The organism is Paraburkholderia sp. GAS199 (genome assembly GCF_050436585.1).
Classification (GTDB): Bacteria; Pseudomonadota; Gammaproteobacteria; order Burkholderiales; family Burkholderiaceae; genus Paraburkholderia.
The window spans coordinates 222,264-242,714 of the sequence record NZ_JBNDMM010000007.1 but is presented as its reverse complement, the minus strand read 5'-3'; the positions used below and the strand labels follow the sequence as shown (position 1 = coordinate 242,714).

18 protein-coding genes are annotated in these 20,451 nt (G+C 65.0%); 13 read left to right on the top strand and 5 right to left on the bottom strand.

Annotation, left to right across the window (positions count from 1 at the left end; genetic code table 11):
- Window positions 1-51: 51 nt before the first annotated feature.
- Complete coding sequence (locus P3T18_RS25550) at window positions 52-516, bottom strand: CBS domain-containing protein (protein ID WP_429302745.1); 465 nt, start codon at window positions 514-516, stop codon at window positions 52-54.
- 373 nt (window positions 517-889) lie between these two features.
- Here P3T18_RS25550 and P3T18_RS25545 point away from each other — a divergent pair, with 373 nt between their 5' ends.
- The 3 genes from P3T18_RS25545 to P3T18_RS25535 all read left to right on the top strand — a co-directional run bounded on the left by P3T18_RS25545 (window position 890) and on the right by P3T18_RS25535 (window position 3,652).
- Window positions 890-2,284: an O-acetylhomoserine aminocarboxypropyltransferase gene (locus P3T18_RS25545; RefSeq protein WP_429302744.1), complete on the top strand. Its 1,395-nt coding sequence runs from the start codon at window positions 890-892 to the stop codon at window positions 2,282-2,284.
- Window positions 2,281-3,114: an alpha/beta fold hydrolase gene (locus P3T18_RS25540; RefSeq protein WP_429302743.1), complete on the top strand. Its 834-nt coding sequence runs from the start codon at window positions 2,281-2,283 to the stop codon at window positions 3,112-3,114. The genes P3T18_RS25545 and P3T18_RS25540 overlap by 4 nt, the downstream gene beginning before the upstream one ends.
- Window positions 3,115-3,331: 217 nt before the next feature.
- Window positions 3,332-3,652 (top strand): Mpo1-like protein, encoded by a 321-nt coding sequence (locus tag P3T18_RS25535; RefSeq protein WP_429302742.1) that lies wholly within the window; start codon window positions 3,332-3,334, stop codon window positions 3,650-3,652.
- Between the two features lie 32 nt (window positions 3,653-3,684).
- Here the strand turns inward: P3T18_RS25535 and P3T18_RS25530 are convergent, their stop codons facing one another.
- The gene (locus P3T18_RS25530) at window positions 3,685-4,998 is read right to left on the bottom strand and encodes a YihY family inner membrane protein (RefSeq protein WP_429302741.1); all 1,314 of its coding nucleotides are present in this window, start codon (window positions 4,996-4,998) and stop codon (window positions 3,685-3,687) included.
- Between the two features lie 153 nt (window positions 4,999-5,151).
- Between P3T18_RS25530 and wrbA the strand changes: the two genes are divergently transcribed.
- The 5 genes from wrbA to P3T18_RS25505 all read left to right on the top strand — a co-directional run bounded on the left by wrbA (window position 5,152) and on the right by P3T18_RS25505 (window position 9,568).
- A complete protein-coding gene (gene wrbA / locus P3T18_RS25525; RefSeq protein ID WP_429302740.1) occupies window positions 5,152-5,754 on the top strand; it encodes an NAD(P)H:quinone oxidoreductase in 603 nt (200 codons plus the stop codon).
- A gap of 44 nt (window positions 5,755-5,798) precedes the next feature.
- Complete coding sequence (locus P3T18_RS25520) at window positions 5,799-6,251, top strand: DUF2069 domain-containing protein (RefSeq protein WP_429302988.1); 453 nt, start codon at window positions 5,799-5,801, stop codon at window positions 6,249-6,251.
- 166 nt (window positions 6,252-6,417) lie between these two features.
- Window positions 6,418-7,836 (top strand): FAD-binding oxidoreductase, encoded by a 1,419-nt coding sequence (locus P3T18_RS25515; RefSeq protein ID WP_429302739.1) that lies wholly within the window; start codon window positions 6,418-6,420, stop codon window positions 7,834-7,836.
- Window positions 7,837-7,891: 55 nt separating this feature from the next.
- Entirely contained in the window at window positions 7,892-8,698 is an 807-nt protein-coding gene (locus tag P3T18_RS25510) for a metallophosphoesterase (RefSeq protein ID WP_429302738.1), read from the top strand.
- A gap of 126 nt (window positions 8,699-8,824) precedes the next feature.
- The gene (locus tag P3T18_RS25505; RefSeq protein ID WP_429302737.1) at window positions 8,825-9,568 is read left to right on the top strand and encodes an SOS response-associated peptidase; all 744 of its coding nucleotides are present in this window, start codon (window positions 8,825-8,827) and stop codon (window positions 9,566-9,568) included.
- Between the two features lie 32 nt (window positions 9,569-9,600).
- Here P3T18_RS25505 and P3T18_RS25500 read toward each other — a convergent pair whose 3' ends face one another.
- Both P3T18_RS25500 and P3T18_RS25495 read right to left on the bottom strand, forming a co-directional pair.
- Window positions 9,601-9,762, bottom strand: coding sequence for a hypothetical protein (locus P3T18_RS25500; RefSeq protein ID WP_429302736.1), 162 nt, complete (start codon window positions 9,760-9,762; stop codon window positions 9,601-9,603).
- A gap of 209 nt (window positions 9,763-9,971) precedes the next feature.
- The gene (locus tag P3T18_RS25495; protein ID WP_429302735.1) at window positions 9,972-10,910 is read right to left on the bottom strand and encodes a LysR family transcriptional regulator; all 939 of its coding nucleotides are present in this window, start codon (window positions 10,908-10,910) and stop codon (window positions 9,972-9,974) included.
- Window positions 10,911-11,065: 155 nt separating this feature from the next.
- Here P3T18_RS25495 and P3T18_RS25490 point away from each other — a divergent pair, with 155 nt between their 5' ends.
- The 4 genes from P3T18_RS25490 to P3T18_RS25475 are packed head-to-tail and all read left to right on the top strand — an operon-like array spanning window position 11,066 to window position 16,008.
- Window positions 11,066-12,691: an efflux transporter outer membrane subunit gene (locus P3T18_RS25490; protein ID WP_429302734.1), complete on the top strand. Its 1,626-nt coding sequence runs from the start codon at window positions 11,066-11,068 to the stop codon at window positions 12,689-12,691.
- 9 nt (window positions 12,692-12,700) lie between these two features.
- A complete protein-coding gene (locus P3T18_RS25485; protein WP_429302733.1) occupies window positions 12,701-14,944 on the top strand; it encodes an FUSC family protein in 2,244 nt (747 codons plus the stop codon).
- A complete protein-coding gene (locus P3T18_RS25480; RefSeq protein WP_429302732.1) occupies window positions 14,934-15,134 on the top strand; it encodes a DUF1656 domain-containing protein in 201 nt (66 codons plus the stop codon). The genes P3T18_RS25485 and P3T18_RS25480 overlap by 11 nt, the downstream gene beginning before the upstream one ends.
- A gap of 13 nt (window positions 15,135-15,147) precedes the next feature.
- Window positions 15,148-16,008, top strand: a complete 861-nt coding sequence (locus P3T18_RS25475; protein WP_429302731.1) for an efflux RND transporter periplasmic adaptor subunit — start codon at window positions 15,148-15,150, stop codon at window positions 16,006-16,008.
- Between the two features lie 739 nt (window positions 16,009-16,747).
- Here P3T18_RS25475 and P3T18_RS25470 read toward each other — a convergent pair.
- Window positions 16,748-18,424, bottom strand: coding sequence for a methyl-accepting chemotaxis protein (locus P3T18_RS25470; RefSeq protein ID WP_429302730.1), 1,677 nt, complete (start codon window positions 18,422-18,424; stop codon window positions 16,748-16,750).
- Window positions 18,425-18,916: 492 nt separating this feature from the next.
- Here P3T18_RS25470 and P3T18_RS25465 point away from each other — a divergent pair, with 492 nt between their 5' ends.
- A complete protein-coding gene (locus P3T18_RS25465; RefSeq protein ID WP_429302729.1) occupies window positions 18,917-20,167 on the top strand; it encodes an MFS transporter in 1,251 nt (416 codons plus the stop codon).
- Window positions 20,168-20,451: the final 284 nt, after the last annotated feature.

Here is a 20,451-nt window from a genome sequence, read left to right as displayed (position 1 = left end):
GCCTGTTCTAGCTCACAGCAACGTTTTGCCCGCCGTGTGAGCCACCGTGCATCAACGCGCCGGTTGTTGTTCCTGCGGCTGCTCTTCCGGCCAGTCGCGAATGTAAGCCTTCAGCATGCGATTCTCGAAGCCCTGCTCTTCCACGACGGCCTTGGCGACGTCGTAAAAGGAGATCACGCCCATGAGCGTGCGGCTTTCCATGACCGGCAGGTAGCGCACGTGATGCTCGAGCATCATGCGGCGCACTTCGTTCACGTCGGTTTCCGGCGTGCAGGTGAGCGGATGGTCGTCCATGACCTTGCGGATCGTGGAGGTGCCGACGCTGCCGCCGTTCTTGCTCAGCGTGAGGATGATCTCGCGAAAGGTCAGCATGCCGACCAGATCGCCGTATTCCATGACCACCAGCGAACCGATGTCGTGCTCGGCCATGGTATTGACGGCGTCATGCAACGTCATATCCGGCGTGACCGTGAAAAGGGTGTTGCCTTTGACCTTGAGGATGTCGCTGACTCGCATGATCTGTCTCCCGAGATGCCCGCTAAGCTGGTAATGCATGAATGATTTTCGATCCTAGCGGAAAGGCCCATAAAAGGAAAGCGGCCCGCCCACCTTGGCGCGGCGGGCGTTCGCCACCTGCGCGCGGCGCGTCTGGAAGGTGGCGGTGGCGCGCGCGCGGCACGCTAACAACCCATTTCCGGCCCACTAGGGACTCGCTGCGGACCCACTATCGCCCCCCCGCCGACACGCAAACGCGCGGCCCGGACAACGCGATACACGCCATCGCCATGCCCCAACATCGGGAAAACCGCGCTTGATGCGATCCGCGCCGATGTTAGGATGGCCGGCACTTTCACCTTTCGCGAGGCCGTCCGTGGCCCCGCTGTCCAGGATGTCCGCCAACCGTTTCGATACGCTTGCGCTGCACGCCGGCGCCGCTCCCGACCCCACCACCGGCGCGCGCGCCACACCGATCTACCAGACTACCTCGTTTTCGTTCCGCGACTCGGACCACGCCGCCGCGCTCTTCAATATGGAACGCGCCGGCCACGTCTATTCGCGCATCTCGAATCCGACCGTCGCAGTATTCGAGGAGCGGGTCGCCGCGCTCGAAAACGGCGCGGGCGCAATCGGCACGGCGAGCGGCCAGGCGGCGCTGCATCTGGCGATCGCCACGCTGATGGGCGCCGGCGCGCATATCGTCGCCTCCAGCGCGCTGTACGGCGGCTCGCACAATCTGCTGCATTACACGCTGCGACGCTTCGGCATCGAAACCACCTTCGTCAAGCCGGGCGATCTCGACGCCTGGCGCGCCGCGCTGCGTCCGAACACGCGTCTGCTGTTCGGCGAGACGCTCGGCAATCCGGGCCTCGACGTGCTCGATATCGCGACCGTCGCGCAGATTGCGCACGAGCATCGCGTGCCGTTGCTGGTCGATTCGACCTTCACCACGCCCTACCTGCTCAAGCCGTTCGAGCACGGCGCGGATTTCGTCTACCACTCGGCCACCAAATTCCTTGGCGGCCACGGCACGACGATCGGCGGCGTGCTGGTGGACGGCGGCACCTTCGACTTCGACGCTTCCGGCCGTTTCCCCGAATTCACCGAACCCTACGCGGGCTTCCACGGCATGGTGTTCACCGAGGAAAGCACGGTCGCGCCGTTCCTGCTGCGCGCGCGGCGCGAAGGTCTTCGCGACTTCGGCGCCTGTTTGCACCCACAGGCGGCCTGGCAACTGCTGCAAGGCATCGAGACGCTGCCGCTGCGGATGGAACGGCACGTCGCCAATACGCGCAAGGTGGTCGAGTTTCTGGCCGCGCATCCGGCAGTCGAAACGGTGGCGTATCCCGAACTGGATTCGCACCCGGATCACGCGCTTGCCAGACGCCTGCTGCCGCGCGGCGCGGGCGCTGTGTTCAGCTTCAATCTGCGTGGCGACCGCGCCGCCGGGCGCAGCTTCATCGAAGCGCTTACGCTGTTTTCGCACCTGGCGAACGTGGGCGACGCGCGCTCGTTGGTCATCCATCCCGCATCTACAACGCACTTCCGCATGGACGCCGCCGCGCTCGCCGCAGCCGGCATCGCCGAGGGCACGATCCGGCTGTCGATCGGTCTGGAAGATCCCGACGACCTGATCGACGATCTCAAGCGCGCACTGAAAGCCGCGCAGAAAGCGGCAGGCGCGGGCTCGCCCCGAACCGCCGCTGCCTCCGCTGCCTCCGCTGCCTCCGCTGCCTCCGCTGCTTCAGCGTCAACTTCAGCTTCAGCGGGAAAGGAGTCCGCATGATCCTCACCGTTCAGGACAAGGCCGCCTACGCGTACACCGGCGGCAAACCGTTCGACGCCAACCTGCCCACTGCCGTTTTCATTCACGGCGCAGAGCACGACCATAGCGTCTGGGCTTTGCAGACGCGCTACTTCGCGCATCACGGTTTCAGCGTGCTGGCGGTGGACCTGCCCGGCCACTGCCGCAGCGCCGGGCCGGCGCTCACCAGCGTCGCGGCGATGGCCGACTGGCTGGCCGCGCTGCTCGACGCCGCCAACGTACAACGCGCGTTCGTTGCCGGTCACAGCATGGGCTCGCTGGTCGCGCTCGATTTCGCCGGCCGCTACCCGGATCGCGTGACGCATCTCGCGCTGCTCGCCACCGCCATGCCGATGGCCGTCTCCGACACCCTGCTCGACGCCGCCGCGAATCGCGAGCCCGAGGCGATCGGCATGGTCAACGTCTGGTCGCATTCGGGCATCGCCGCCAAGCCGTCGTGCCCCGGTCCCGGCTTCTGGTTGCACGGCATGAACCAGCGGCTGATGGAGCGGGTATCGGCGCGCGGCGAAGCCCAGCTTTTTCACACGGACTTCACCGCCTGCAACGATTACGCGGACGGTCTCGCGCGTGCCGCCGAGGTGCGCTGCCCGACGCGGCTCGTCGTCGGCCGGCGCGACGCGATGACGCCGCCGCGCGCGGCCAAAGCGCTTGCGCAGGCCCTCGCGCAGGCGGGCATGCCGGTCGACACCGTGACGCTGGACGCCGGGCACGCGCTCATGTCGGAGCAACCCGACGCCACGCTCGACGCATTGTTCGGCCTCGCACGACAGCCCGCGAAGGCCGCGCTCTAGTGGCCCGGCAGGTTCCGCGACACAGCTGGGTTCGCATCGCCTGACACAGTTAGCTTAACCACCTGCCGCGCTGCGCACCATTGGCCGAATGGCCAGGTTGCGCGCGTTGCCCGATAGCCGCACAATGATTCGAGCAGCGTGACTGTCGCGCCGCCGGCCGCAAAGGCCGCGACAGCAGTCCGCGAGGAGTCGACGCACGTCGAATTGGGAGGCCGTGATGGCTCAGACCGCGCACACCGATCACTTCGCGAGTTTCGCGGAGTTCTACCCGTATTACCTGAGCGAGCATCGCAACACGGTCTCGCGGCGGTTGCATTTCGTCGGCTCGCTGGGGGTGATCGGCTGCCTCGCCATGGCGCTCGCAACCGGCGACTGGCTGTGGTTGCCCGCAGCCCTGGTGTGCGGTTACGGCTTCGCCTGGGTCGGGCACTTCTTCTCTGAAAAGAACCGGCCGGCTACCTTCCGGCATCCGCTTTACAGCCTGATGGGCGACTGGGTCATGTTCAAGGACATCTGCATCGGCAAGATATCGCTGTAGTCTGCTCACGGCGCAACGTTGCGCGCGCCGTTTCAGGCCGCCTGCTGCGGCATCGAAGAGGCATCCTGCTCGTCCGTCTGACCGCGTGCCGCCTTGGCCGCCGCGCGCGCGGCCAGCAGCGCGGCGAGCGTGACCTTCAGGCGGTCGTTGTCGAGCGCGGCAAGCAGCGTTGCACTATCCACGCGCGTCGAATCCAGTTCGAGCTGATAGGTGAGCTCGGCCCGGTCGATCACGAACATGTTGAACAGGCGTTCCACCGTGATCTGCGCCGGGTTCGCCAGCAGCAGAAAGTGCGGACGCATGTTGTCCTCCTGCAGGCGCGCGATCCATTCGATCTCTTCGAGCTTGAGCAGCAGGTTGGTCGTGGTGCCCATGTCCCGCCGCAGCATGCGCGAGAGTTCCGGCAAGGTGTAGCCGGGTTTGCCGGCGTCGCGTGCTTCGGCAAGACGGGCCAGCAATTCGAGCGAGTCGAACAGATCGCTGCCCTCGAACGTCGGCCGGTGAAACTGGCCGATACGGATGGCAGGCAACGCGGACGCGATCATCGCGCCGGCCAGCGTGATGAACCAGCAAAGGTACATCCACACGAGGAACAGCGGCACCGCGGCGAACGCGCCGTACACCGCCGTATAAGTGGGAATGCGGCGCACGTAATAACCGAAGCCGCGCTTGGCGAGTTCGAAGGCAATGGCGGCCGTTACGCCGCCGATCACCGCGTCGCGCCATTCCACGCGGCAGTTCGGCAAATACACGTAGAGAATCGTGAAGGCGACTGCCGTCAGCGGCAGGGCCGCGCCGGTCAGCGCCCATTCGATGACGGGCGTCATGCGCTGCGCCGCCGTGAACGTCATGGACTGCGTGAACAGATACGAGGAAATGGACAGACTCACGCCGATCAGGATCGGCCCGAGCGTGATGATCGCCCAGTAGACGAGGACCCGCTGCGCGATCGGCCGCGCCTTGCGCACCCGCCAGATCACGTTGAAGGCGGATTCGACGGTCATCATGGTCATGACGGCCGTGAGGAACAGCAGGATCATGCCGATCGTCGTCAGGCCCTTGGCCTTGGACGCGAACTGGTTCAGATACTTGAATATCTGGCTGTTCAGCTGCGCGGGCATCAGGTGGTCGGCGAGAAAGAACTGCAGCGACTCCTGAAACGAACTGAAAATCGGAAACGCCGTGAACAGCGCGAACGCGACAGTGGCGAGCGGCACCAACGCGAGCATGGTAGTGAACGTGAGGCTGCCGGCCACCTGCGGAATGCGGTCTTCGCTGCTGCGTTGCGCGGCAAACTGCGCAAGCCGCTTGAGCGTGTCGAGATCGAAACGCACCCTGGACAACAAACCTGCCTCCTCGCTTCATGAACCGGTATTACCGGACACTCACCCGGCCCTGGCCGAATGGCCAATCGAGCCCGCCAACGCATGCAACAGAGCCTGCAACAAGGCCTGTGACGCCGACCCAGCCCCTATAATACCCGTTCACCGATGAGGCCTATGAAAGACATTCTCGTGCTCTATTACAGCCGTCACGGCGCCACGCGCGAGCTCGCGCTGGCGATCGCGCACGGCGTCGACAGCGTCGCCGGCATGCAGGCGCGCGTGCGTACGGTGCCGGCGGTTTCCACCGTCTGCGAAGCCACCCAGCCGGACATTCCCCCCGAAGGTCCGCCCTACGTCGAACTGCGCGATCTCGAAGAATGCGCGGGCCTCGCGCTCGGTTCGCCCACGCGTTTCGGCAACATGGCCGCTTCGCTCAAATACTTTCTCGACGGCACGACGCCGCAATGGTTGTCCGGCGCGCTGTCGGGCAAACCGGCCTGCGTGTTCACGTCCACCGGCAGTCTGCACGGCGGCCAGGAATCCACCCTGCTCTCCATGATGCTGCCGCTTCTGCATCACGGCATGTTGATTGTCGGCATTCCCTACACCGAGAGCACGCTTTCCACTACGCAAACTGGCGGCACGCCCTACGGCGCGTCGCATTTTGCGCAGGTCGGCAGTGCGACACACGGCCTTTCCGCCGACGAAAAAACCCTGGCCATCGCGCTCGGCGCACGCCTCGCGCGCACGGCGGCGGCGATGAGCGAACGGCCGTGAACGAGCCGAACACGGCAGCGCAGAGCGCCAACGCGCAAGCCTCGGTGCGGTCGCCTTCGCAAGCGGCGCCGGCTGCGGAGTTCGTCGTCGAGCGCCCGAGGCGCGCCGCCGCAGTGGGCGCCACGGCCACGCTGGTTCTGCTGATCGCGCTTTCGGTTGCGTGGGAGTGGTGGCTCGCGCCGCTGCGGCCGGGCGGTTCGCTGCTGGTGCTCAAAGCCGTGCCGCTGCTGCTCGCGCTGCCGGGCGTCTGGCGGCATCGCCTTTACACCTTGCAGTGGGCGTCCATGCTGATCCTGCTGTACTTTGCCGAGGGCGTCGTGCGCGGCTGGAGCGACCGTGGGTCGAGCGCGCGCTTTGGGTGGCTCGAAGCCGCGCTCGCCGTGCTGTTCTTCGTCTGCGCGCTGGCCTATGTCGCACCGTTCAAGCGCGCGGCAAAGCGCGCCGCCCGGCAATCGAAACAGGCGGACGCCGGCAGTTCCGCAAACGCAAGCCGCTGACCGGCGTCATACTCGCGGCGAGAGACGTCATTGCGCCGGTTTTCGCATGCTTTTTTGCTTTCTCGATCTGCAGGAGTTTTTGCCCGCGCTTCTGACGTATTTCTGCCCACGCTTTTTCGCCAGCGCTTTTCGCCAGCGTCCCTGACCGTTCACCTGACCGACCATCATGAACCCAGCCGCATTTCTCACCGCCTGCCGCGACACGATCGGCGCCGCTCACGTTCTCACCGACCCGCACGACACCGCGCCCTATCTGACCGACTGGCGCCGTCGCTATACCGGCGCCGCCTGCGCCGTGCTCTGCCCCGCCACGCCCGACGAAGTCGCGGCGCTGGTCCGGCTGGCCGTCGAGCACCGTGTCGCGATCGTGCCGCAAGGCGGCAACACGGGTCTCGCCGGCGGCGCCACGCCGGACGACAGCGGCGCGCAAGCGGTCATCAGTCTGCGGCGCCTGAATCGCGTACGCGATATCGACCCTCACAACAACACGATCACCGTCGAAGCCGGCGTGATCTTGGCCGAGGTGCAGAAGCACGCCGAACAGGCAGACCGGCTGTTTCCGCTGAGCCTCGCCGCCGAAGGTAGTTGCACGATCGGCGGCAATCTCGCCACCAACGCGGGCGGCACCGGCGTGCTGCGCTACGGCAACACGCGCGAGTTGTGTCTCGGCCTCGAAGTGGTCACGCCGCAAGGCGAGTTGTGGGACGGTCTGCGTGGTCTGCGCAAGGACAACACGGGCTACGATCTGCGCGATCTGTTCATCGGCGCCGAAGGCACGCTCGGCATCATCACCGCTGCCGTGCTGAAGCTGCACCCGCAACCGGCCGCGCGCGTCACGGCGCTGGCCGCGCTGGCTTCGCCGCATGCCGCGCTCGACTTTCTTTCGCTCACGCAGCGCATCGCGGGACCGCTGCTGACCGGTTTCGAACTGATGTCGGATTTCTGCCTGCGGCTCGTCGGACGACACTTCGAACAGATGCGCTATCCGTTCGCCGAGTCGCATGCGCAGGTGGTATTGCTGGAGTTGTCCGACAGCGAGAGCGAAGAACACGCACGTGAACTCTTCGAGCGTCTGATGGAAACCGCGTTGGAGCAAGGTCTCGTCGAAGATGCCGTGGTGGCGGAAAACCTGTCGCAGTCGCGCTCCTTCTGGAATCTGCGTGAGCACATTCCGCTCGCGCAAGCCGAGGAAGGTCTGAACATCAAGCACGACATCGCCGTGCCGATTTCGCGCATCGGCCATTTCATCGAGGAAACCGATGCGGCCGTCGCGCAGGCCGTGCCCGGCGTCCGCATGGTCACCTTCGGCCATCTCGGCGACGGCAATCTGCACTACAACGTGCAGGCGCCGGAAGGCGTGGACGCGAAGGCGTTTCTCAAGACCTGGCAGAGCCCGATCAACCAGATCGTGTACGACAGCGTGCACCGGCATCGCGGCAGCATCAGCGCGGAACATGGGCTCGGCCAGTTGAAGATCGACGAGGCGATGCACTACAAGCAGAATGTGGAAGTGCAGATGATGCACGCGATCAAACGCGCGCTCGATCCGCTGAATCTGATGAACCCCGGTAAGGTGCTACGCTAGGGTTTCAGGCCTTGGCGCGTAGCGCCGTTTGCGTTCGATTGCAGGAGTCGTGGTCGTGAAGATTCGAGTGCTATCCGATCTGCATCTGGAAAACGACGAGCCCGAACTGATCCCGCACGCGCAGGCGGATCTGATCGTGCTCGCCGGCGACATCCACAATCACGCGGCGGGCCCGCGCTGGGCCGCGCAGACATTCGACGGCGCGGTGCCGGTGGTCTACGTACCCGGCAATCACGAGTACTACGACGGCGAATTCGGCGCGCTCGACGCCGCGCTGTACGACGCGGCATCGCAGGTCGATAACGTCCACGTACTGAACAATGCCGCGCTGACCGATCCGCAAGGCCGCTGGCGCGTGCTCGGCACCACTTTGTGGACCGATTTCGCGCTGTACGGCAACGACGAAGCGTCGCGCGCCGAATCGATCGAAGCGTCGAGTCGCGTCATGCTCGATTTTCGCGGCCTGATCCAGACGAACTGGCCGCACGACGCCCAGGATACGCCGCGCGACTTCACGCCCGCCGACGCCCTCGCGCTGCATCTGAAAGCGCGCGCCTGGCTCGAAGGCGAACTCGCCAAACCGTTCGCCGGCCAGACGATCGTGGTCACGCATCATGCGCCGCACCGGCTGAGTCTCGCCGAGCGGTATGCCGAAGACCGCGTGTCGGCCGGCTTCGTCAATCATTTGCCCGAACTCGTGCGCGCGCCCGTCGCGCTGTGGATTCACGGCCATACGCACACGCCCTTCGATTACAGCGTGAACGGGACGCGCGTCGTGTGCAATCCACGCGGCTACCTGGATCGTCGGACGAACCAGTGGGAAAATCCGCAATTCGCGTGGGACAAGGTCGTCGAGATCTGACCGGCGCGGGTCGATGCGGGTAGCGTGGGCGCGTGGCATGCGTCAGGCTCGAGGCGACCGCGTGTCGTATGCACAGCCTCGCTACGGCGTCAGACGTGGCTTTCCTCGCTATCGGCGGAGGTTCCGATGTGTGGTCGAATCAGCCAGTACCGCGATCCCCTGCTCTACGCCGGGCAACTTGGTCTTGCCGAGCCGCTGATCCTGTTCGACGCCGCCGACCGTCGTCCCGGCTACAACCTCGCGCCGGGCACGCATCCTCTCGCGATCTACCCCGACGAAACGCTGCGCGCGATCCATTGGGGTTATTGCCCCGACTGGGCGCGCGAACAGCATCTTCCGCAGACCATCAACGCCCGCGCGGACACGGCGCCGACCGCTCGCTACTTCGCAGATTTGTGGAAAACGGGACGGGTACTGGTGCCGGCGGACGGCTGGTTCGAATGGCGGCTGGAAACGTCGGCGCGAGCGCCCGAGGCGGGTCATGAAAACGGATCGCCCGGTGAAAATGGCCCGGCGATCGCGCAACAAGCCGAGCGCCAACCCTACTACGTGCACCTGAAAAGCGACGCGCCGATGTATCTCGCGGCGCTTTCCAGCGTGCGCGGCACGGAACCGCAAACCGAAGGCATGGGTATGGTGATCGTGACGGCCACCGCGGACACAGGTCTCGTCGACGTGCATGACCGTCGGCCGCTGGTGTTCGGGCCGGAAGCCGCGCGCCGCTGGCTCGATCCGGCCTTGCCGCCCGACGAACTGGAGCGGCTCGCGCGCAGCGGCTTGCCCGCCGCACGCTTTCGCTGGCACCGCGTGAGTGCGGACGTCGACCGCACGCTCAACGACGAGCCGGGTCTGATCGACGCGCTGCCTTGAACAGCTGCGCCAAAAGCGGCCGCAAAAACGCCCTAGCGGTCGTGCCGCTGGCCTTGCAGGTCGAGCGGACGCTCGACCTTGATCGGCACCAGTTGCGGCTGCTGTTCGCGCAGACGGCGCAGCAGATCACGCGATCCGGCGATTGCGATCAGTCCAAACATGACGGCCACGCCGATCATCAGGTGCGTATCCATGAATCCCTCGTCCTTCCTGTCAATACGATTTGCCGATGAGCGTCGGCCAACTTGAACGCAGCCGGCTGAATGCGGCAGCGTATGAACCACACGTTAGCAAATCGCCCGCGCACCGGAAGTAAGGAAATGTTGCGACGCGGCAGGTGTGTAACAGGCTGTCACGCAGGCTGCCGCACGGCCAACGCCGCGCCCGGCTCGCCACGTCCGCCTCAGGTGCGCGCGAACCGCCGCAGCTCTTCCTGATCGACCGCCATGGTGGGCGGCAGCTCATCGCGAAGAAACTCGATCCACGTGCGGATCTTGGCATCCAGATACTGGCGCGACGGGTACAGCGCGTACAGATTCATTTCCTGCGAGGTGTATTCCGGCAGCAGCCACTGCAACGCGCCGCTGCGCAGACCGCTGATGGCGGAATAGATCGGAATCAGGCCGACGCCCATGCCGCTCGCCACGGCCACCGCCATGGCTTCCGCCACGTTGACCTGAAACGTGGACGGGCCATGCACGAAGGTTTCCTCGCCATTCGGACCGTCGAAGGTCCAGCGGTCGGCCGGGAACACGGGCGTCACCATTTGCAGGCAGGTGTGGTTCGCGAGGTCGGCGGGCGTCTGCGGCACGCCGCGCCGCTCCAGATAGCCCGGCGACGCGCACGCGATGCTGAACGCGCTGCCCAGACGCTGCGACACGAGGCCCGAGTCCGGCAGGCCGGTGGCAAGAGTCAGCGACACGTCGAAACCCTCGTCGAGCAGATCGGGCATGCGCTGCGCGAGCGTCAGTTCGATGTGCACGTCCGGATAACGCTCCTGATAGCGCCCGACGGCCGGCACCACGTAGTGCTGACCAAAGCTCGTCATGGCGTGAACCTTCAGCTTGCCCGACGGACGCGCGTGGGCGTCGCTCGCCTCGGCTTCCGCCTGATCCACGTAAGCGAGGATCTGCTCGCAGCGCTGCAGATAGCGCTCGCCGGCTTCCGTCAGCGCAATACGACGCGTGGTGCGGTTCAACAGGCGCGTACGCAGATGCGCTTCGAGATCGGAGACCGCGCGCGACGCGTAGGCCGTGGTCGTATTCAGATGCTGCGCGGCACCCGTAAAGCTGCCCGCTTCGACGACGCGGACAAATACGCGCATGTTTTGAAGCGTATCCATAATTTTCCTTGCTGAGCCGGAGCGATTGTTACACGAATCGCAAAGGCGATTGTCTCATATCGCGTAAGAATGCCTTGCATCTTTACGGGTTATTCCCTAATCAATCAAAAAATATAATGACGCACATGCTTCTATAGCCATTTTTGGAGGAAATCGTGCAGTCTCCGGTACCAAAGGGGGTCGCCGCCGCAGCGGTTCTTACGATCCTATTAACAATCGCCGGCTGTGCCAGTACCGGAGGCGTCGCGCCCCAAGCCAGCGGAGTCGAGCCTTCCTCACTCGATGCGGGCAACGCCATTCGCGCCGCCAATACCGACGCGCAATGGCCCGCCACCGACTGGTGGCGCGCCTATAACGATCCGCAGCTGAACCAGTGGATCGAGACCGCGCAGACCGGCAATCCGACCCTCGCTGTCGCCCAGGCGCGCGTGCGCGAAGCGCTCTCGATGGCGGGCGTGGCGCGCTCGGCGCTGTCGCCGCAAGTGAACGGCAGCCTGTCGATCCAGCGTCAGAAGTGGGCCGACAATCTGTACTACGGTCCCGGCCCGCTCGCGGGCGAGCAATCATGGAACAACACCGGCACGCTCGGCCTGTCGTATCACCTCGATCTGTGGGGCAAGGACAAGAACGCCGCCGAACGCGCGCTCGATGGCGCTCACGCCAGCGCGGCCGATTTCCGCGCCGCCCAGCTCGAACTGGAAAGCAACGTGGTGCGCACGTACATCGAGATGTCGCTGAACTACGCGCTGCTCGACATCGCGCAGGCCACGCTCAAGCAACAGCAGCAGATCGTCGATCTGGCCACGCGCCGTCTGAAAGGCGGCATCGGCACGCAGCTTGAAGTGAGCCAGGCCGAAACGCCGATGCCCGAATACGAGCGGCAGATCGACGCGATCCAGGAAAGCATCGCGCTCGGCCGCAACCAGCTCGCCGCACTGGCGGGCAAGGGTCCCGGCGCGGGCGATTCGATCCAGCGGCCGACGCTTTCGCTCGCCGCGCCCGCCGGTCTGCCGAGCGCGTTGCCGGCGGACCTGATCGGCCATCGCCCCGACGTGGTCGCGGCGCGCTGGACGGTGGCGGCGCAGGCGCGCGGCATCGACGTCGCCAAGGCCGACTTCTATCCCGACATCAACCTGCTGGCGTCGATCGGCGGCTATGCGGCCATGGGGCCGCTGTTCCAGTTCCTGAAGAATCCGTCGCATAGCTGGAGCGCGGGACCGGCGCTGTCGCTGCCGATTCTCGACGGCGGACGGCTGCGCTCGCAACTCGGCGCCGCGTCGGCGGGTTACGACGAAGCGGTGGAGCGCTACAACCAGTCGATCGTCAACGCGCTGAAGGACATCTCCGACCAGGTGATCCGCATCCGTTCGCTCGCCACCCAGGCCGACGACGCCGACCGGTCGGTCGCGGCGGCACGCAAGAACTACGACCTGTCGCGCGAAGGCTATCGGCGCGGCCTGACGGACTATCTGAACGTCCTGGTTGCGCAGACGCAGTTGCTGCACGCGCAGGAAGGTGTCGCGAAAATTCAGGCCGAACGGCTCGGCGCCCATGCGTCGCTCGTGACGGCACTCGGTGGCGGCCTCGACGATCCGGCCAACGGTCCGCAGCCCGACGAAACCCTGCCGGCGCACGGCAAGGGGAAGGCCGCAGGCGGCGCGGTGCAGATAGGCGCGAATCCAGGCGGCAAGAACAGCGCGCCTCCGGTCGCAGTTCAGCGCGTCTCCCGCCGTGAAGACGAAGCGGCGCCAGGCGCGGGCCATGCGCCCGTCGCCGAATAAAGGCCGACCATGTCCGCCTCGACGCCCTCTCCTTCTTCGCCGTCACGACCCTCGTCGTTCGCCGCCCTCTACGCGGCCGCCGCCGACTGGGCGCGCAACGACGGCCTCACCTGGGTCTATCTGTTCAAGGCGCTGGCCGCCTGCTTCCTCGCGCTCGGCATCGCGATGAAGCTCGATCTGCCGCAGCCGCGCACGGCCATGACCACGGTGTTCATCGTGATGCAGCCGCAAAGCGGCATGGTGTTCGCCAAGAGCTTCTACCGGATCTGCGGCACGCTGGTCGGACTGGTGGTCATGCTCGCCTTCATCGGCCTGTTTGCGCAGCAGCCCGAGTTGTTCATCATCGCCACCGCGATCTGGGTCGGTATCTGCACGGCAGGCGCCGCGCGCAACCGCAACTTCAAGTCGTATGGCTTCGTGCTGGCCGGCTACACGGCGGCGCTGATCGGCATTCCCGCCTCGCAGCATCCGGACGGCGCGTTTCTGAGCGCGCTCACGCGGGTGGCCGAAGTGGTGGTCGGCATCGTCAGCGCGGGCGCCGTCAGCGGTCTGGTGTTTCCGCAGTTCGCCGGTCTGCAGATGCGCAGCACCGTGCGGGCGCGATTTTCGGCTTTCGTCGACTACGTGTCGGCGTCGCTCGCCGGACGCAACGACCGCGCGCAGATCGAAGCGACCAACGCGCGCTTCGTCGCCGACATCGTCGGTTTCGAAGCGGCGCGCAGCGTCGCCGTGTTCGAAGGACCCGACTCGCGCATGCGCGGCGGCCGCCTCGCGCGGTTGAACAGCGAGTTCATGAGCGCATCGACGCGCTTTCACGCGCTGCACCAGCTGATGAACCGCCTGCGCATGACGGCCACCGAGTCGGCCGCCGAGTCGGGCTCCGCAGAAAACGCCCTCGCCATCGACGCGCTCGAACCGTACTTCAAGGAAATCGCGCCGCTGCTCGCCAAATCCGGCGAACCCGTGCGGACCGCCGCCGACGCCGCGCACGCCGCCGCGCAACTCGACGCGTACAAAGCCGAACTGCCCAAACGCGTGCGCGCCACGCGTGCCGAACTCGAAGCGCACACCAACGTGCCGCTGCTCGACTTCGATACCGCGGCCGAACTGCTGTACCGCTTCGTCGAGGACTTGCACGCGTATGCCGCGACCTACGCATCGCTCGCCGTCGACACGCACGAACGCGAGCGCTGGATCGAGCGCTACGAGCCGAAAACCAACGCGATCGCCGCGGGCGTGGCCGGCGTGCGCGCCACCATCGTGATGATGGTGCTCGGCGCGTTCTGGATCGCGACCGCGTGGCCGAGCGGCTCGACCCTCACCTTGAATGCGGCGGCCGTATGCGCGCTCGCGTCGGCGTCGCCCAATCCGAAACGCACCACATTCCAGATGGCGGTGGGCACGCTGGTCGCCTCGGTGATGGGCATTTTCGCGACCTACGGCGTGTTTCCGCACATCGACGGATTTCCGCTGTTGTGCGCGGCGCTCACGCCGTTCCTGCTGCTCGGCGTGTTCATGACGACGCGCCCGGCGCTGGCCGGCTACGGCGTCGGTTACTGCATCTTCTTCTGCTTTCTGGCGGGTCCGGACAACGTGATTCACTACGATCCGAGCAGCACCATCAACGACGCCGTCGCCCTGGTGCTGTCGATGCTGGTGACCGCGATCGCATTCGCCGTGCTGCTGCCGCCGTCGACGCCGTGGCTGCGCAACCGCCTGCTGATCGACCTGCGCCGCCAGGTCGTGCTGGCGAGCCGCGCCGGCCTGCGACGGGTGCGCTCGCGGTTCGAAAGCGGCGCGCGCGATCTGATGTTCCAGATCAATGCGCTCGCGCCGGGCGAACCCGCGTTGAAGCGCGATACCTTGCGCTGGCTGTTTTCGGTGCTGGAAGTGGGCAACGCGATGATCGACCTGCGCCGCGAAATCGCCGCGCTGCCTGCCGACGCCCGCTACGCGAAGTCGATGCCGTGGCGCGTCACCTTGCGGGCGATGCGCGACGCCGTCACCGCCCTCTTCGATCAGCCGCGCGCGGAGCGCTTCGACCGTGCGCTTGCCGCGACCGCCGACGCCATCGCCGCCGTCCAGCAGATGCTCGCCACCTTCACGCCGCCGCGTGACGAGCGGCATCGGCTGCAACGCATTCTCAGCCAGTTGCATTTCATCCGTACCGCGCTGCTCGATCCGCAATCGCCGCTCGAACCATTGGTGAGCGGACGCGCAGACGCGTCAGAAGGAGTTCGCCATGCCGCGTGACATTGCCGTTTTCGACGCCTACGTGCCGGCCATCGTGCTGCTGTTCATCGCGGGCGCCGCGCTTACCTGGATGCTGGACCGCGTGGTCGCCTATACCGGGCTGTACCGCGTGGTGTGGCATCCGTCCTTGTTCCGGGCCAGCCTGCTCGTGTGTGTGTGCGGCGCGCTGAGCCTCGCCGTTTATCGTTGATCAGAGTCGAAACATGACCATCCGAAATCTCGTTGGCTTCATCGCGACAGCCATTATTTTTATCGTCGCGATCCTGATTGGACGCGTGCTGTGGGTTCATTACATGGACGAACCCTGGACCCGCGACGGACGCGTGCGCGCCGAGATCGTCAACGTCGCGCCGGACGTCTCCGGCGCGGTCGTCGATCTGCCGGTGAAGGACAATCAACTGGTGAAGAAAGGCGACCTGCTGATGCAGATCGATCCTTCGCACTATGAGATTGCCGTCGAGCAGGCGCAAGCCGCCGTGGCCGCGCGCAAGGCCGAGTTGCAGATGAAACGCGACGACGCGCAACGACGCGCCGACATGGACGCGCTGGTGGTCTCGAAGGAAAGCCGCGAGAACGCGACGCATACCGCCTCGGCCGCCGAAGCGTCGTACCAGCAGGCACTGGCCGCACTCGACGCCGCCAAGCTGAATCTGGCCCGCACGCGCGTGGTGGCGCCGGTGGATGGCTACGTCACCAACCTGAACGTATTCCGCGGCGACTACGCCACGACCGGCGCTGCCAAACTGGCGATCGTCGATAGCCATTCGTTCTGGGTGTACGGCTATTTCGAAGAAACCAAACTGCCGCACGTCCGGATCGGCGACAAGGCGGAGATTCGTTTGATGAGCGGCGGCACGCTGCAAGGACACGTCGAAAGCATTTCGCGCGGCATTTACGACCGCGACAATCCCGAGAGCCGCGAGTTGGTGGCGGATGTGAATCCGACTTTCAACTGGGTCCGGCTGGCGCAGAGGGTACCCGTTCGGGTGAGGATTGATTCTGTGCCGGAGGGCGTGGTGTTGGCTGCGGGGATTACTTGTACTGTGGTGGTTCAACCGAGTTGAAGGTTGGTTTTTTGCCTGCGGCGGCGGTTTTTTTGTTTGCCTGCGGCGGTGGTGGTTTCTTATGCTTGCCTGCGCGCGGTGGGGTTTCTTTTGTTTGCCCTCGGCGGTGGTGTTTCTTTTGTTTGTGGTTTATTAGTGTTGCCCCTGTGCGGGGCGGCACTTACTTTCTTTGCCGCGGCAAAGAAAGCTAAGCAAAGAAAGCCGCTCACACCGCTAATGCTATTCGTTATCGGTGGCGCTTCTCGGCGGCGGTGGCCCCGGAGCGTCCGGCGCGTCGCGCACTCCGCGTGAGTGACAAGGCCGTCATCAGTTCCGGCGGCGCTCCGCGCGCCGAGCGGCACATTAAGGGAAACCAAAGGTTTCCTTTGAGCGTTTCGCCGAGGCGAAGCCAATGGCTGGCACAGCAAAAAACGAAGTGATGGTTTGAATGAAGTACCGCTCCGGCGCGCGCAGCGTCGCCGGAACGGATGACTGCTGTACCACTACGAATTACGATCCACGGTCGGCCCTAGCGGTCTCCACTCCCTCTTGTTATGAGAGGTGCCCGCTTAGGGTTAGCGGTGTGAGCGGCTTTCTTTGCTTACCTTTCTTTGCCGCGGCAAAGAAAGTAAGTGCCGCCCCGCACAGGGGCAACACTAATAAACCAATAAGAACAGAGACACCACCGCCGTAAGCAAACAAAGAAACACCACCGCGCGTAGGCAAACAAAAAAACAGCCAGTTATGGCAAAAACAAACCTTATAAAACAAACTTCCCGACCATCACCTTCAACCCCTTCGCCTGATCATCCAGCGACCGCGCCGCAGCGGTCGCCTGCTCCACCAGCGCTGCGTTCTGCTGGGTCCCCGAGTCCATCTGCGATACCGCCAGGTTGATCTCCTCGATCCCCGCGCTCTGCTCCGAGGATGCAGCCGAAATCTCGCCCATGATGTCGGTCACGCGCTTCACTGCCTTGACGACCTGATCCATGGTTTGGCCGGCGTCCTGCGCCAGCGTCGAACCATTGCTCACGCGCTCGACCGAGGCGCTGATCAAACCCTTGATCTCTTTCGCGGCGCCCGCGCTGCGTTGCGCGAGGTTGCGCACTTCGGCTGCGACGACCGAGAATCCGCGGCCCTCTTCGCCGGCTCGCGCGGCCTCCACGGCGGCGTTCAGCGCGAGAATGTTGGTCTGGAACGCGATGCCTTCGATCACGCCGATGATGTCGCCGATACTGCGCGCGCTGTCGTTGATCTCGTTCATCGTCGCGACCACGCGGTTCACCACTTCGCCACCCTTCTCCGCAATCTCCGACGCGTTGTTGGCGAGCGTGCTCGCCTGCTTCGCGTTGTCGGCGTTTTGCCGCACGGTCGAGGTCAGTTGCTCCATGCTGCTCGCGGTGCGCTCGAGCGCCATGGCCTGTTCCTCGGTGCGCTGCGACAGGTCGAGGTTGCCCGTCGATATCTGGCTCGACGCGGTGGCGATGGCGTCGGCGCTCGAGGCGATGTCGGCCACCGTCGTCGCCAATCCGCTTTGCATGTCGTGCAGCGCGTACAGCATGCTCGACCTGTCCTTGCGGCCGAGCGCGATCTCGCTGGACAGATCGCCTGCGGCAATCCGGCTGGCAATTTCCTTCGCGTAGCCCGGTTCGCCGCCGAGCTGGCCGGCGAGCCGCCGCACCACCCATTCGCTGATCACGAACGCCAGCACGATCAGCGCAACCGTCATGGCGCACAGCATCACGAACGACGAGTGGAAAATGAAACCCGACGCTTCGATGGTCGCCTTCGCGGCCATGCCGCGTTGCGCGACGAGTTCGTCGACGAGCTTTTCGAGCTTGCCGGTTTCGACCAGCAGCGACACGTCCTGCGTACCGACCTGCCAGTTCATCTGCGACAGATCGAGCGGTTGTGCCTTCACCAGCGTCACGAAATCGCGCAGATGACCGCTCCACACGACGACAGCCGCCGCGAATTTCTTCTGCTGGGCGACGGCCTGAGCGTCGGACGTGTCGACGTATTGCTGCAAGGTGCCGAGTTGCGCGGACAAGCCGCTCAAACCCTTGTCGATGTCGGCGCCGAGTTCGTCGCGCTCCTTGGCAGTGGTCGCCGTCAGCAGCATTTTCTGCGCACGGCTCGCGCGCAGCATATGACCGCGCGCTTCCTCGGCTGCGCGGCTCGCCACGTGACCCTGGTCGTAGATCGATTGGGCGGACGCGTTCAGGCGGCTGATCTGGGTCAGCGAAAACACGCCGATCACCAGCGTGCCGATCAGCAGCACGGCAAAAGCGAGGCGCAGCATCGCCTTGACGGACAGGCCCTTCAAGCGCACGACGCGCGCGCGGCCGTCGTGTTTGCGCAACGGCGGCTGGCCGGCCGCGTCCCCGTCTGCGATAAAGCCCGTGCTCGTCTGTCTACCCAGCGAAACTGCTTTCATATTTCTCGTCCCCACGTTCTGATCTGCCGGAAAGGTCGGTTCCGACATTGCTGCTTATCTCTCCGGGACTACGGCACAAACGTCCGCGATCTTTAATGCTGCTCGCTGGTGACTCGTTCGGCCGCCACGTGTCGCCCCGGTCCTCGGCGCGCAACCTCGTAAGCCGCGCGCCCGCGACCGTTTTATACACGGCCAAAATTCGGCAACCGTATTTATCAGACGAGTCGTCCGGTCTGCGCCGCACCGCCGCCGCGCCTACTTCGACTCGACGAAACGCGCACCACGGATGTGCGCATCGCCGACGGTCTCCCGGAAAAACGGCGCTTCCGGTGCACCACCCGTGTCCGATTCTCGACAAACATTGTCCTTACAATTCGTGCGAGCCACATTAAACTGCGACAAATGGGTGATATCGCGAAATACCGCGACTTATTGCCGCGGCAGCAACCGCCGCCGCTCGCCCGACACATTTCTCCTCTCCTCATCAAGCGTATGGAAACGAGCCTCGATAAAGGTGCCCTTGCCGGCGCGTCGGCCGCAGCCACTCCGGCGGCGGGACAGATCCCGAAGGTGCAGCGGACGGTCTACTCCGTGCTGGGTGCGATCAGCTTCACGCACCTGCTCAACGACATGATCCAGTCGCTGATCCTGGCGATCTATCCCATGCTGAAAGACAACTTCTCGTTGTCGTTCGGACAGATCGGCCTGATCACGCTGACTTACCAGATCACGGCGTCGCTGCTGCAGCCGATCGTCGGCAGCTACACGGACAAGCATCCCAAGCCGTACTCGCTGCCCGTCGGCATGGGCTTCACGCTGGCCGGTCTGCTGCTGATGTCGATTGCGCCGAGCTTCGGCGTGCTGCTCGTTGCGGCGGCGCTGGTCGGTTGCGGCTCGTCGGTGTTTCATCCGGAGTCGTCGCGGGTGGCGCGCATGGCGTCGGGCGGCCGGCATGGTCTCGCGCAGTCGCTGTTCCAGGTGGGCGGCAACGCCGGTTCGTCGCTCGGACCGTTGCTTGCGGCACTGATCGTGATTCCGCACGGACAGCGCAGCATCGCGTGGTTCTCAGTGGCGGCGCTGGTCGCGATCGTCGTGCTGACGCAGATCGGCCGCTGGTACAAGGCGCATCCGCTGGTGAAAAAGGCGCGCGCGCAGACCGGCCACGCCACGCTCTCGCGCAACCAGGTCATGTTTGCGATGGGCGTGCTGATCCTGCTGGTGTTCTCGAAGTACTTCTATCTCGCCAGCATCAACAGCTACTTCACCTTCTATCTGATCGACAAATTCCATCTGCCGGTGCAGGCGGCACAGGTGCATCTTTTCGTGTTCCTCGCGGCAGTGGCCGCGGGCACGGTGATCGGCGGACCGATCGGCGATCGCATCGGCCGCAAGTACGTGATCTGGGTGTCGATCCTCGGCGTCGCGCCGTTCACGCTGCTGCTGCCCTACGCCAACCTGTTCTGGACCGGCGTGCTGACGGTCGTCATCGGCGTGGTGCTGGCGTCCGCCTTCTCGGCCATCCTCGTCTATGCGCAGGAGTTGATTCCCGGCAAGGTCGGCATGGTCGCGGGGCTGTTCTTCGGCTTCGCGTTCGGCATGGGCGGGATCGGCGCGGCGGTGCTCGGCCAACTCGCCGACGCTACCAGCATCACGTACGTGTACAAAGTCTGCTCGTTCCTGCCGCTGATCGGCATCCTCACGGTGTTTCTGCCGGACGTCGAAGGCAAGCGCGCGAAAGCTTAAGTACGACGTTCGACGTTGCAAGACAAAAAAGGCGCTTCGGCGCCTTTTTTGTTGGCCGGGCGCGAACCCGCGCGAGCGGATCGTGTGTGTCGAACCGGCTGCTCATGGTGAACCCGCGTTGTCCGCGAGGCCGCGCCTGCTCTATGCTTGTGCGGACACACGTGCCGCGCTCGCGTCGTTCCAGGCGGCCGTGTGTCGTGCGAGCGCCGTGTCGTCGAAGCAGACGAAGCGCCGCGCAAGCCGCCGCCGCATTGCAGCCGCATCGACGTCATACTGACGCCAAC

Excerpts from the sequence above, each read along its gene's own strand:
- P3T18_RS25500 (WP_429302736.1), bottom strand. The coding sequence starts at position 9,762 with ATGGATACGCACCTGATGATCGGCGTGGCCGTCATGTTTGGACTGATC.
- P3T18_RS25550 (WP_429302745.1), bottom strand. The coding sequence starts at position 516 with ATGCGAGTCAGCGACATCCTCAAGGTCAAAGGCAACACCCTTTTCACG.
- P3T18_RS25535 (WP_429302742.1), top strand. The coding sequence starts at position 3,332 with ATGGCTCAGACCGCGCACACCGATCACTTCGCGAGTTTCGCGGAGTTC.
- P3T18_RS25515 (WP_429302739.1), top strand. The coding sequence starts at position 6,418 with ATGAACCCAGCCGCATTTCTCACCGCCTGCCGCGACACGATCGGCGCC.
- P3T18_RS25545 (WP_429302744.1), top strand. The coding sequence starts at position 890 with ATGTCCGCCAACCGTTTCGATACGCTTGCGCTGCACGCCGGCGCCGCT.
- P3T18_RS25505 (WP_429302737.1), top strand. The coding sequence starts at position 8,825 with ATGTGTGGTCGAATCAGCCAGTACCGCGATCCCCTGCTCTACGCCGGG.
- P3T18_RS25470 (WP_429302730.1), bottom strand. The coding sequence starts at position 18,424 with ATGAAAGCAGTTTCGCTGGGTAGACAGACGAGCACGGGCTTTATCGCA.
- P3T18_RS25540 (WP_429302743.1), top strand. The coding sequence starts at position 2,281 with ATGATCCTCACCGTTCAGGACAAGGCCGCCTACGCGTACACCGGCGGC.
- P3T18_RS25480 (WP_429302732.1), top strand. The coding sequence starts at position 14,934 with ATGCCGCGTGACATTGCCGTTTTCGACGCCTACGTGCCGGCCATCGTG.
- P3T18_RS25465 (WP_429302729.1), top strand. The coding sequence starts at position 18,917 with ATGGAAACGAGCCTCGATAAAGGTGCCCTTGCCGGCGCGTCGGCCGCA.
- P3T18_RS25485 (WP_429302733.1), top strand. The coding sequence starts at position 12,701 with ATGTCCGCCTCGACGCCCTCTCCTTCTTCGCCGTCACGACCCTCGTCG.
- P3T18_RS25495 (WP_429302735.1), bottom strand. The coding sequence starts at position 10,910 with ATGGATACGCTTCAAAACATGCGCGTATTTGTCCGCGTCGTCGAAGCG.
- P3T18_RS25475 (WP_429302731.1), top strand. The coding sequence starts at position 15,148 with ATGACCATCCGAAATCTCGTTGGCTTCATCGCGACAGCCATTATTTTT.
- wrbA (WP_429302740.1), top strand. The coding sequence starts at position 5,152 with ATGAAAGACATTCTCGTGCTCTATTACAGCCGTCACGGCGCCACGCGC.